The organism is Streptomyces aquilus, assembly GCF_003955715.1.
GTDB classification, from domain to species: domain Bacteria; phylum Actinomycetota; class Actinomycetes; order Streptomycetales; family Streptomycetaceae; genus Streptomyces; species Streptomyces aquilus.
In genome coordinates, this window is sequence record NZ_CP034463.1 from 8720024 (window position 1) to 8731385 (window position 11362).

Below are 11362 nucleotides of genomic sequence, written 5' to 3' on the forward strand. Positions count from 1 at the left end.
ATTACCATGACAGGAAGAAAGGGACGGACGATGGATGTCTCTATCGCGCCCGAATCGGACACCGCTTTCTACTCCGTCTCCGATCGGAGATTCTTTCCCGGCCTCGTCGCGCTGCTGAACTCACTCCGCCTGGTGGGTCACGATGAGCCGCTCATCGTGGTGGATGCCGGGCTCACCCCCGGCCAGCGAGAACTCCTTGCCGATCACGTCGAGTTGCTCCGGGCCCCCGCTTCGGAACAGCACCCGGTCTTTCTCGCCCCGGCGGGTCCGGTGCAGCGCCCGTCCCAAGTCGCGATCCTGATCGACGCGGATATCATCGTCACCAGACATCTCTCCGAACTCGTCGAAGCGGCAGGGGCGGGCCGTGTCGTGGGTTTCGTGAACGATCCGCCCAACGACGTCCGTTTCCACCCCGAGTGGGGTCCCGCTCTCGGCCTCGGCCCACTACGCCGACAGCCATATCTCAACGCGGGTTTCGTAGCGTTCCCCGCTGCGCTGAGCAGCCGGCTGCTGCCTGAGTGGACCGAGGGGCAGAACGCGATCGGCGTGGAGGGCACGCGATATGGGCGGGGGTCCTTGGAAGACCCCTTCTATTTCGCCGACCAGGACGTGCTCAACGCGATACTCGCCGCCCGGTTCGGATCCGGCGAACTGCTCTTCCTGGAGCACCGACTTGCCCCGCATCCGCCGTTTCGAGGGGTGAGCCTCGTCGATGAACGGACCCTCGCCTGTCGGTACGGCGACGGCGCCGAGCCGTACCTGCTCCATCACGTACTCGCGAAGCCATGGCTGAAGGCGACGCCCAACACGGTGTACTCGACGCTGCTGAGCCGACTGCTCCTGGCACCGGATGTGACGCTCCGTCTGGATCCCGGGCAACTGCCGCTTCGGCTGCGCCAGGGCTGGGCCGCCGCCGCCGACCGTCGCCGTGCGGGTACGGCCGCCTTCGTCCGCGACAACGGCAGACGCCAACTGGGCAGGTTCCGGATCCGGTCGCGACTGGCTCGCCTGGGCATGCGGCATGCGGCATGAGTCCAGGCCCGGCTCCGACGAACCTCAGGAGCAAGTCGACCTCACGCGAGCCGAACTGGCGGACCGCGCGAACGCCGGGGTGATCGTCGTCGCCACGCGGGGCGCACTCATCATGCTCCTCGCGCTCGCGGGAAACATCGTCGTCGCCCGGCTGCTCGACCCACGGGATTTCGGCGTGGTCGCGATCGGCATGTCGTTCGTGCTCTTCGCCGGGATGCTGTCCCAGGGCGGCCTCGGCATCGGCCTCATCCGACGGGCCGAGCCGCCGACCCCCGCCGAACTCGGCGCGTTGACCGCCCTCCAGACCACCGTGACCGGTGTGATGGTCGTGGCCGCCGTCGCTGCCGCGCCGTCCTTCGGCCGGGTCGGCTGGGTCACGGCGGTCATGATGACGTCCCTGCCGTTCGCCGCGCTTCAACTGCCGGGCCGGATCCTGCTGGAGCGGGCTCTGCTCTTTCGCCGCCTGGTGGTCGTGGAAGTGGCGGAGGTGACCTTCTACCAGGCATGGGCTGTGGGCACCGTGCTCGCCGGCTTCGGCGTCTGGGGCCTGGCGACGGCGACCGTCGTGCGCGCCCTGGCCGGTGGCATCGCCATGGCCTGGGCCTGCCCCGAGGGCCTGGTACGGCCCCGGCCGTCCTTCCGTCTGATCAAGCCGCTGCTGGGCTTCGGCCTGCGCTTCCAGGCGGTTGACGCCACCTTGCTGGTGCGTGGCCAGGCGCTCAACGCCTCCGTCGCGGCGATCAGCGGTCTTGCGACGCTCGGTCTCTGGGTCCTCGCCCAACGGCTGATGCAGGTCCCCGACCTCATCTTTCAGGCACTGTGGCGGGTCTCGTTCCCCACCATGTCCCGGCTGGTCTCGCAGAAGGAGAACGTCGTTCCTCTGATGGAGCGGGCGCTGGGCATCGCAGCAGTGGGCACGGGCTTCGTCCTCACCGGCCTCACCGCTGCCGCTCCCGGGCTGGTGCCCGGGGTCTTCGGAGAGCAGTGGACCGAGGCGAGCACGATCATCCCGGGAGCGTCTCTCGCGCTGGCGATCGGCGGCTGCGTCTCGGTGGCCACGCAGGGCTACCTCTACGCGGTGGGCGACGCCACGGCGGTGCTGCGGGCGACCCTTGTGCAGACCGTCCTCTGGTTCGCGGTGACGCTGCCGCTGCTTCCCGTCATCGGCCCGGTGTCCATCGGGATCGGCTGGGGTGCGTCCGCGGCGGTGGAGGCGGTGGTCCTGGGCAGGGCGGCGACTCGGCGGATCAACGTGCGACTGGTCCGCCCTCTGCTCGTCCCCGTCTCGGTGGGGATCTGTTCGGCCGCGGCAGGGTGGATGATCGCGCTGCGGGAAGGCGCCGACCTGCGGTCGGGATGCCTGGGCGGCGGATCCGCCCTGTGCCTGTTCGTCCTCGGCATGGCCGTGTTCGACCGTCAACTGCTGGCGGACACCTGGCGGTTCGCCGCCGCTGCCACGCGCGCCGCCGCCCGGCGTCAGCACCGCAGGTGAGGTTCCTGCGCGTCGCAGGCGCGCGCGAGAGCGGTGACCAGTCCGATCGACAGGTAGAAGATCAGCCTTAGGTCGGTGCCCTCGAAGCTCGATTCGGTGACGAAGATGAGCAGTTGGGCGAGCAGGGCGAAACCGATGACCCGATTGACGCCACCGAGCCGCCAACGGGAGAAGAAGAAGAGCGCCACGCCCACGAGCGACAAGGAGACCAGCAGCCCCAGCGGCAGGCCGAAGTACACCACCTGCTGGAGATAGGTGTTGTGGACGCCGATGGCCAGATAGGGATCGTGATCGGGTGTCACACCGCCCCCGAAGCCGAGGACGGGCCGCTCGGCGACTTTGGCCATGGCCTTCTCCGCGAGATCCGACCGCATGAAGACGTTGGAACCGCTGAACCGGTCGCCGAAGAACTCACGTGTGGAGGGATTGAACTGCTGCAGCAGCGCCACTCCCGCGACCGCGACCGCCACCGCGGTGAGTGTTGTGCCCAGTGTGCGGCGCTCGATCCGGTGCGTGCGGACGACACCGCCCAGCGCGGCGAGCAGCGCCATGATGAGCAGGGCGAGCATGACACCCCGCGACAGGGTGAGCACCACGGCGATGAGCGTGATGCAGCCCGCCCTGGTGAAGCGGCGGTCGTGGTGCTTGTGGCCCCAGTAGAAGAGAACGGGCACGAAGAACGCCAGCACGGTCGCCAGGTTGTTCGACCTGCCGATCACCGGATGTGAGAGCCGGCTGTAGTACGACAGGTAGTCGCCCGACGTGGGGTCGAGACCAGGTTGCGCCGGAGCGAATCCCGGGGTGTGCAGCAGCAGGAGCACCGCCGGGACGATGACCAGGTAGCTGTACCGCTTGATGTAGGTCATCACCCGACTCGGCGGCACCCCTTCCAGCTCTCGCACCACGAAGAGATAAGCGACGATCCCCTCCAGGTAGACGAGGGTGGTGCGCAGTGTGGCCGCCATGTCCTGGGACCACGTCAGCGACAGGCAGCACACCAGCAGCGGGACACACAGCAGGCCGAACAGCCGCGGGTAGCCGATGTTCAACGGCCGCACGGCACAGTCGAGGGCGAGCGTCACCGCCGCGACGAGGAGCAGGACATCCAGGACGGACATCGAGCGGATGACGGAGTTGGGACCCAGGGTGCGGATCGGCATGGCGGCGGCGAGAAGCACCAGCATCAGAGCGATACGGTGCCCCCCGGCCGCACGCCCTGGCTTCGGCGACCTCGGCACCGGCCCGGTACCGGCTCGTCCCCTGAGCCGGACCGGACGGTGACCGGGTCGCTGCCCGGCCGGACCGTGTACGGGGGGCCGGTGGTCCGCGCCCCTCGTCCGCGGCCGGATCCTCCTGACCACCTCGGCTCCGGCGGCCGTGCTCATCAGGGCGACCACCAGCACGGTCACTCCTCGGTAGTTGAGATGGGGCCGGGTGGTCACGGCGATCCGGCTCTCGCTGACGTCCGGCGGCGGCGCTGCCGGGGCCTGCCGGTCTGCGCGCCGCGGTAGTACTCGACGATCTCCTCGGGCGACATGACACGATCCCTCTTGCGACCCAGGAAGTAGAACGCCGACGCGTTGTCGGCCTGATGGCTCGGCGGGACGAGAGTGTCCAGAAGGCGCAGCCAGAAGAACGCGGCGCGGGCCAGCCGTCCGGCGGTCGTGGAGCGGGTCAGCCCGCGCACCAGGTAGTCGACGCTCCAGAGCAGTTGGGTGCCGGGACCCGCGACCGATCCGGCGTCGAGTTCCTCGAAGCGCCGGAAGAGATAGCGGTGGCCGCTCGCTGTGAAACGGAGGAAGTCGTAGGCCCCGGCGTGCACTTGCTGCAGGAACGGAGTCTCGGCGTACACGAGTCCGCCGTCCCTGAGCACGCGGTGGATCTCGGCGACGACCCGGCTGGGGTCGAGTACATGCTCCAGGACCGCCTGGACCAGCACGGCGTCCGCGCTCCGGTCGGCCAGCGGGATCTGGTGGGCGTCCGCCACGAACTGGGTGTGCGGACTGCCGACGATGTCGAAGCCGACCACCTGGACCCGAGGATCGGTGTACGCGGAGGCCACGCCGTTGCCGATGGTTCCGCCGCCCACGACGAGCAGCAGGGGGGAGCGGCCGGGCAGCGACTCCAGCAGGCGGTCGAGGTTGCGTGCCGCCACCCGGTTGAGCGGTCGCCACAGCCCGCGCAGCGCGGTCGGCAGCCGTTCTATCGCGGGGGCGGGAATCTCGCCGCGCAGGACGGTACCGGCTCGCTCTGTCGCCAGGACCAGTTCGTCACGGCGCAGGACGCTGCACTCGAAGTCGACGAGCAGGGGCCAGTTCCCCACCACGGGAAAGGCGTCACGGGAGTGGTGCGGACAGGTCGGTGACGTGCAGCGCAGCGTGCCGGCCTCGTTCGCCAGCGCTGATCGACAGCGCGGACATCTCAGAAACGGGCTGATGCGGTCCAGGGTCGCCAAGGCCATTTCGCGCTCCCGGGGTGGCTGCTTGTGCCGCAGTGCCGTCGCGGTGCCGACTTGCCTTCGGTTCCACGATCGACGACGCTGTCAGTATACGTCGTAAACAAGGTTCGCACTTCTGTGGGGCGAGTTCCATGAGCCGCTACCTGGACCGCTGCGCCGTCACCCCTTACGGCCGGATCTGCGGAAGCTCGCGTGCCCGTGTCTTCGAATGGCTGGACCGCACGGGCATGGACTTCACCGTCAGCAGTTATCTCTCGCTCCACGACGCCCAGCCTTCGCGGTTGGTCCGGCGCCCGGTGTCCCTGCTTCGCGCGGAGCTGCGACTGGGGGAGATTGCGGCGGGACGCTCGCGACGACTGCTGCTGCACCGAGAGGCGTCACCGCTCAGCCGGGGGTGGTGGGAGCGGCGACTGCTCACCCGATCGGAATTCGCCGTCTACGACTTCGACGACGCCCTGCAATGGGATCACGGTGCCGGAGGGTGGGTGCGGCGCCTCGCACCGAAGGCGGAGAAGGCGCGGATCGCCATGCGCTATGCCGACCGAGTCATCGCCGGGAACGCCGTTCTGGCCGACTGGGCCTCCCAGTACCACCGCGATGTGGTCGTGATCCCGAGCTGCGTCGAACCGTACGACTACACCCTGAAGCCCTCGTACGCCCTGCACGACCCGCCTCGGCTGGGCTGGGTCGGTTCGCCGAACAACGAGGTGTACCTGCTCCTGATCGCCGACGCGTTGACCGAGGTGCACCGTCGGACCGGTGCCCGGCTGACGCTCGTCGGGACCGGTGATCCCAGCCTCGGCGGCCTGGAGAGCCTCATCGACCGGGTCGCGTGGACCCCCGAGCGGCAGCGGACAGTGCTCGCCGGAATCGACGTCGGACTCATGCCGTTGCCGGAGGTCACCTACAGTCTCGGGAAGTGCGGCTACAAGCTTCTCCAGTACGGTGCCGCGGGCGCACCGGCCGTGGCCAGTCCCCTCGGGGTGAACACCGAGATCCTGTCGCTGTTCGGGATGCCCGCGGCGCGCACCACGGCCGACTGGGTCGATGCGATCACCGGCCTGCTGGACGGCTCGGCGGCCGCCCGCGAGCGGCTCGGGCGCCGGGCCCGTGACGTGGTGTGCCGACGGTACTCGTACGACGCGTGGCTCTCCCGCTGGGAGGCGGCCGTCGAACCCGGGCCGGTGGAGCGATGACCGGGGCCGGTCGACGGCCAACGGCGGTCGACATCGTCATCGTCAACTGGAACACCGGGGACTATCTGCGCGAGTGCCTGCACTCGATCGCGCGCACCGATCGATCCGAGCTGTCCGTCGGTCTGGTCGTGGTGGTGGACAACGCCTCCAGCGACGACTCCGCCCGCGCCTTGGACGTTCCCGGACTCCGGCTTCGAGTGATCAGGAACGGCCGCAACCGGGGATTCGCCGCCGCCTGCAACCAGGGGGCGCTGCTCTGTGACGCGGACTACCTGCTCTTCCTCAACCCGGACACCAGGCTGTACCGGGACACTCTGAGGGCTGCTGGTGCCTTCCTGCGGACGGAGGCGGCGCGGAGGGTCGGCATCTGTGGCGCCCGGATCGTGGACGCCGAGGGCCGAACCGCCATTTCCTGCTCGAGATTTCCCACCCTGCGGGTCGTCCTCGGCGGCATGACCGGCCTGTACCGGCCGTTCCCCGGTCTCTTCCCGCCTCATCACCTCCGTGCCGATGACATCCCCTCGGACAGATCCGTCGACCAGGTCATAGGCGCCTTCTACCTTGTGCGCCGGCCGCTGTTCGTCGAGCTCGGGGGCTTCGACGAGCGCTATTTCCTCTACTTCGAAGAAGTGGACTTCGCTCTGCGGGCCAGTCGGTTCGGCTGGGCGTCGTACTTTCTCGCCGATGCGCGTGTCTACCACGCCGAACATGTCAGCTCGGACAAAACGGGTGGTCGGGGCCTCGGTCATCTGCTGTGCAGCCGGACCCTCTATGCGTTCCGGTACTGGCCGCGTCGCGACGCCCGTGTCCTCGTGGCCCTGACCCTCCTGGTCGAGCTGCCCGGTCGGCTCGCCAGGGGAGGGCTGCGCCGAAGCCGGTCGGAGATCAAGGACACGGCGGTGGCGTACCGGGAGTTCGTTCGCTGGCTGCTGCGGTCCAATCGTCGTATGCTTACGGTGTAAACGTACAGGACGATCTCCATGTGGACGTGGAGGGCGATCCCCTTGAAGGCTCTCGTCACCGGTGGCGCCGGTTTCATCGGTTCCCATCTCGTCGATCATCTGCTCGGCCTGGGGCGCGAGGTGGTCGTGCTCGACGACTTCAGCACCGGTTCGATGGCGAACCTCGCGCGGTCCGCGGGCGCCGTGACCGTGATCCGGGGTTCGATCCTCGACGAGGCCGCCGTGGCGGCGGCGACGGACGGCTGTGACACCGTCTTCCACCTGGCCGCCGCGGTCGGCGTCCGCACGATCGTGGACCGGCCGCTGGAGTCCCTGCACAAGAACCTGCGGGGCACCGAGACAGTCCTCGACGCCGCGACGCGCCGGGGGGCGCGGCTGCTGCTCGCCTCGTCGTCCGAGGTGTACGGCAAGAACACGAAGGACCGTCTCGGCGAGGAGGACGACCGGGTCCTCGGATCGCCCCTCAAGAGCCGCTGGTCGTACGCCGCTGCAAAGGGGCTCGACGAGTTGATGGCGTACTGCTACTGGCAGCGATACGGCCTGCGTGCCGTCATCGTGCGGCCGTTCAACATCGTGGGTCCCCGGCAGACCGGCCACTACGGCATGGTCGTGCCCACCTTCGTGGAACAGGCGCTGACCGGCCGCCCGCTCACCGTCCACGGCGACGGCACCCAGCGCCGGTGTTTCTGCGCGGTCGACGACATCGTTCCCGCCCTGATGGCGCTGGCCACGGACGAACGCGCTCACGGCCGGGTGTTCAACCTGGGCAGCGGGGAAGAGGTCACCATCCGGGAACTCGCCGAGCGGGTCGTACGGGTGACCCGTTCGCGCAGTCCGATCGTGCACATTCCCTACGCGGAGGCGTACGGGCCCGGTTTCGAGGACATGGCACGCCGGGCGCCCGACACGACCAGGGCCCGCGAACTGATCGGATTCAGACCTCGAACGAGCCTCTACGAGGTGATCGCGGCCGTCGCGGCCGACCGGCGAGCAAGGCTCCCGGCGGGATTCGCCGGCGGCAGCGGCACACATCGCGCCCACGTCACGTAACAGGGAGTCCAGATGAGGGACCTTTCCGTGATCGGCCTTGGTTACACCGGCCTTCCGCTGGCCCGTGAAGCAGTCAGGTCCGGGCTGTGCGTGGCGGGGTACGACGAGAACCCCCGGGTCGTGGCCGGCCTCAACGCGGGCCGGTCCCATGTGGACGACGTGCCCGACGCCGACGTCCGGAGCATGCTCGCCGCGGGCTTCACCGCCATGGACGAGCCGTCCGTGCTCGCCGGCGCGCACACCGTGGTCATCTGCGTGCCCACGCCCCTGCGTTCCGACGGAAACCCCGACCTCGCCCCGGTCCGCCGGGCCGCCACCGCGCTCGCCCCGCACGTCGGTCCGGGCATGCTGGTGGTGCTGGAGTCAACGACTTACCCGGGCACGACCGAAGAGGTGGTCCGCCCTCTCCTGGAGCGGACCGCGGGCATCACCGCCGGCGCCGATTTCCACCTGGCCTTCTCACCGGAGCGCATCGACCCGGGCAACAGGGGGTTCGGCCTGCGCAACACCCCCAAGGTCGTCGGCGGACTCACCCCCGGCTGCGCCCAGGCCGCCGCGGCGTTCTACGGCAAGATCTGCGACACGGTGGTGGTGGCCAAGGGGACCCGCGAGGCGGAGATGGCCAAGCTGCTGGAGAACACCTACCGGAACGTCAACATCGCGTTGGTGAACGAACTCGCCGTCGTGGCCCACGACCTGGGCGTCGACCTCTGGGACGCGATCGAGTGCGCCGCCACCAAACCGTTCGGCTTCCAGTCCTTCCGTCCCGGGCCCGGTGTCGGCGGGCACTGCATCCCGGTCGACCCGGACTATCTCGTCCACCGGGCGCGTACCGCCGGCAGCAGGGTGCGGCTGGTGGAACTGGCACAGGAGATCAACCGGGGCATGCCCGAGTACGTGGTCCGGCGCGCCGCCGACGTGCTGGCCGGTGCCGGGCGGTCGCTGCGCGGCGCCACGGTCCTGCTGGCCGGCGTAACGTACAAGGAGAACGTCTCCGATCTGCGCGAGACGTCCGCGCGCCCGATCGTCCGCCGGCTTCGGGCCGAGGCGGCGGACGTCGTGTACCACGACCCGTACGTGCCCCGTTTCTCCGTGGACGGCGAGCCCGTCGCCCGGGTGACGGACATCGCGCGGGCCGCGGCGGCATCCGACCTCACCATCCTGCTCCAGCCCCACGCGGCGTATGACCTGGAAGCCATCGTCGCCGCCGCACCGCTCACCCTGGACACCCGTGGCTGTACCCGCTCGGGCGCGGCATTGCTGTGAGGGCGCGGATCGCCTCGCCGTGCTAATCGCCGAACGTTGTGAGGAGAACGTCAAGACCGGCCGCCAGACCTTCCGGACCGCCCCTCTCGGCCAGGGCGGGAGCGGTCTCCCGGAGCGTGGGCAACTCCTGGGACGACAGACGGTGCAGACCGAGACGGAAGGCTGGATCGGGCTCGTCGGGGTTGTCCACCATGGGCCGAAGCTCCACGGTCACGTATCCGAGCAGCCAGGCGGTGAAAGCGCGGAAAACGGCCGCCGCTCGGGCGCTCTCCAGTCCGGCATGCCGCAGCGATGCCAGTACCCGCTCGTGATGGCGCAGTACGGCGGCCGGCTGCTGCGCCAGCGGAACCGCCAGCATGCGGGTGGCCAGCAGGGGCACCACCTGCGGGTGGGCGAGACAGACGTCGTAGGCCGTCCGTGCGACGCCACGCAGCTCCTCCTGCCACGCGGGCGTGCCGCCCGTCGCCGCAGGAGGGGCGTCGGCCGTCAGGCGCTCCTCCAGTTCGAGGTACAGAGCCTCGACCAGGCCGTCCAGGAGAGCGTCCTTGCTGGCCGCGTACCGGTAGAGCGCCATCGCCTCCACCCCGAGCTCGGCGCCGAGCCGACGCATGCTCAGCGCGGACAGCCCCTCCCGGTCCACCAGTTCCAGCGCGCTGGCCAGCACGCGCTCACGGCTCAGTCGTCCGTACCGGCCCCGGTCGCTGGCACGTCGCGCCGGACCGGATTGCTCGTCCTGTTCCTTGGCCACGAGGCGCCTCCAGACGGTCTGGCCGTGTCGTTCTGCGCTCGTGTTGACTCTAGGGCAACAGGAGCGCATGGTGTATGTATACGGTGTAAATATACACTAGTGGAGTGGAAGTATGTGATGTCTCCGCGCCGCGTATGGACAGGATGGGAGCCGCGCCGGTCCCGCGGGGCCGGCGGGCGACCGCGCGGCCGTTGGCTGCGCCGGCTGCTGATCTTCGCGGCGGTCGCCGTGCTCGCCGCGGCCGGGCTGGCGGCGGGTGGCGTGTGGTGGGCCACCGACCACTACGGCGACCAGATCCAGCGGATACCGAACTCCTTCCCGGACGGCCCGCGTCCCGAGTCCACCGATGGAACCACCTTCCTGCTGGCAGGCCTCGACAGCCGCTCCGAAAAGCCGACGACCGGAAACGACGCCGAAGCCGCCCTGTGGAAGTACGGAGCGCAGCGCGGCGACACACTGATGCTGGTACATCTCGATCCCGGCGCGGACACGGCCTCCATCGTGTCGATACCGAGGGACAGCTGGGTCCCCATCCCCGGCCATGGCTCCGCGAAGATCAACGCGGCGTACTCCTGGGGCGGACCGGCTCTCCTCGTCGAGACGGTCGAACAGCTCACCGGCGTCAGGGTCGATCACTTCGGGATCATCGACTGGCACGGTTTCAGGTCCCTGACCGACGCGGTCGGCGGTGTGCCGATCACCATCGAGCAGGACTCGTACGACTCCGTGCAGCATCGGCATTTCAAGGCGGGCACCTACACCATGAACGGCGAGGACGCGCTCGTCTACGTTCGCCAGCGGCACGGTCTGCCCGGCGGTGACCTGGACCGGATCGAACATCAACAGCAGTATTTGCGGAGCCTCGTCTCGAAGATCCGGGGCGACATGAGTGTCACCCAGCCCTGGCACATCAACCGCACGCTCAACGCGCTCACCGACACCGTGAGCGTTGACGACCAGCTGTCCAACGCCGACCTGCGCGACCTCGTGCTCGACCTGCGCCATCTGAACTCTGACGACGCCTACTTCAGCACCGCGCCGGTGGTGCGCTCGGACATGATCGACCGCCAGTCGGTGCTCATTCTCGACCGTGCAGGCCTTCGGAGTCTGTGCCACGCCATCGAGACGGGGCACCCACCGGACACCGAAAGGTGAGCG

10 protein-coding genes are annotated in these 11362 nt (G+C 69.1%); 7 read left to right on the top strand and 3 right to left on the bottom strand.

Features of this window, described 5'->3' with window-relative positions:
• Positions 1 to 30: 30 nt before the first annotated feature.
• Both EJC51_RS39895 and EJC51_RS39900 read left to right on the top strand, forming a co-directional pair.
• Positions 31 to 1032, top strand: a complete 1002-nt coding sequence (locus EJC51_RS39895) for a hypothetical protein (protein ID WP_126275533.1) — start codon at positions 31 to 33, stop codon at positions 1030 to 1032.
• Positions 1022 to 2524 carry an oligosaccharide flippase family protein gene (locus EJC51_RS39900; RefSeq protein ID WP_126275534.1) on the top strand — a complete coding sequence of 501 codons (1503 nt, stop codon included), beginning with the start codon at positions 1022 to 1024 and terminating at the stop codon, positions 2522 to 2524. Before EJC51_RS39895 ends, EJC51_RS39900 begins: the two co-directional genes overlap by 11 nt.
• Here EJC51_RS39900 and EJC51_RS39905 read toward each other — a convergent pair.
• Together EJC51_RS39905 and EJC51_RS39910 are read right to left on the bottom strand one after the other, a co-directional pair.
• The gene (locus EJC51_RS39905; RefSeq protein WP_166682950.1) at positions 2509 to 3708 is read right to left on the bottom strand and encodes an O-antigen ligase family protein; all 1200 of its coding nucleotides are present in this window, start codon (positions 3706 to 3708) and stop codon (positions 2509 to 2511) included. The two genes, EJC51_RS39900 and EJC51_RS39905, sit on opposite strands and share 16 nt — an antisense overlap.
• A gap of 254 nt (positions 3709 to 3962) precedes the next feature.
• Complete coding sequence (locus EJC51_RS39910; RefSeq protein WP_166682951.1) at positions 3963 to 4847, bottom strand: class I SAM-dependent methyltransferase; 885 nt, start codon at positions 4845 to 4847, stop codon at positions 3963 to 3965.
• Positions 4848 to 5113: 266 nt separating this feature from the next.
• Here EJC51_RS39910 and EJC51_RS39915 point away from each other — a divergent pair, with 266 nt between their 5' ends.
• From EJC51_RS39915 to EJC51_RS39930, 4 genes are read left to right on the top strand one after another with little or no spacing between them, the layout of a single operon-like run.
• On the top strand, positions 5114 to 6178 hold the full coding sequence (locus EJC51_RS39915; protein ID WP_126275537.1) for a glycosyltransferase family 4 protein: 1065 nt from the start codon (positions 5114 to 5116) through the stop codon (positions 6176 to 6178).
• Entirely contained in the window at positions 6175 to 7140 is a 966-nt protein-coding gene (locus EJC51_RS39920) for a glycosyltransferase family 2 protein (protein WP_126275538.1), read from the top strand. The genes EJC51_RS39915 and EJC51_RS39920 overlap by 4 nt, the downstream gene beginning before the upstream one ends.
• Positions 7141 to 7182: 42 nt before the next feature.
• Positions 7183 to 8190, top strand: coding sequence for an NAD-dependent epimerase/dehydratase family protein (locus EJC51_RS39925; protein ID WP_126275539.1), 1008 nt, complete (start codon positions 7183 to 7185; stop codon positions 8188 to 8190).
• 12 nt (positions 8191 to 8202) lie between these two features.
• A complete protein-coding gene (locus tag EJC51_RS39930; protein ID WP_126275540.1) occupies positions 8203 to 9456 on the top strand; it encodes a nucleotide sugar dehydrogenase in 1254 nt (417 codons plus the stop codon).
• A gap of 22 nt (positions 9457 to 9478) precedes the next feature.
• Here the strand turns inward: EJC51_RS39930 and EJC51_RS39935 are convergent, their stop codons facing one another.
• Entirely contained in the window at positions 9479 to 10204 is a 726-nt protein-coding gene (locus EJC51_RS39935; protein WP_244363061.1) for a TetR/AcrR family transcriptional regulator, read from the bottom strand.
• A 117-nt stretch (positions 10205 to 10321) separates the two neighbouring features.
• On the opposite strand from EJC51_RS39935, the gene EJC51_RS39940 reads away from it, so the two are divergent.
• Positions 10322 to 11359 (top strand): LCP family protein, encoded by a 1038-nt coding sequence (locus tag EJC51_RS39940; RefSeq protein WP_126275542.1) that lies wholly within the window; start codon positions 10322 to 10324, stop codon positions 11357 to 11359.
• Positions 11360 to 11362 lie beyond the last annotated feature (3 nt).

What these genes read in the sequence shown, in the direction of transcription:
- EJC51_RS39895 (WP_126275533.1), top strand. Translation starts at nt 31, where the DNA reads ATGGATGTCTCTATCGCGCCCGAATCGGACACCGCTTTCTACTCCGTC.
- EJC51_RS39900 (WP_126275534.1), top strand. Translation starts at nt 1,022, where the DNA reads ATGCGGCATGAGTCCAGGCCCGGCTCCGACGAACCTCAGGAGCAAGTC.
- EJC51_RS39905 (WP_166682950.1), bottom strand. Translation starts at nt 3,708, where the DNA reads ATGCTGGTGCTTCTCGCCGCCGCCATGCCGATCCGCACCCTGGGTCCC.
- EJC51_RS39915 (WP_126275537.1), top strand. Translation starts at nt 5,114, where the DNA reads ATGAGCCGCTACCTGGACCGCTGCGCCGTCACCCCTTACGGCCGGATC.
- EJC51_RS39920 (WP_126275538.1), top strand. Translation starts at nt 6,175, where the DNA reads ATGACCGGGGCCGGTCGACGGCCAACGGCGGTCGACATCGTCATCGTC.
- EJC51_RS39930 (WP_126275540.1), top strand. Translation starts at nt 8,203, where the DNA reads ATGAGGGACCTTTCCGTGATCGGCCTTGGTTACACCGGCCTTCCGCTG.
- EJC51_RS39940 (WP_126275542.1), top strand. Translation starts at nt 10,322, where the DNA reads ATGTCTCCGCGCCGCGTATGGACAGGATGGGAGCCGCGCCGGTCCCGC.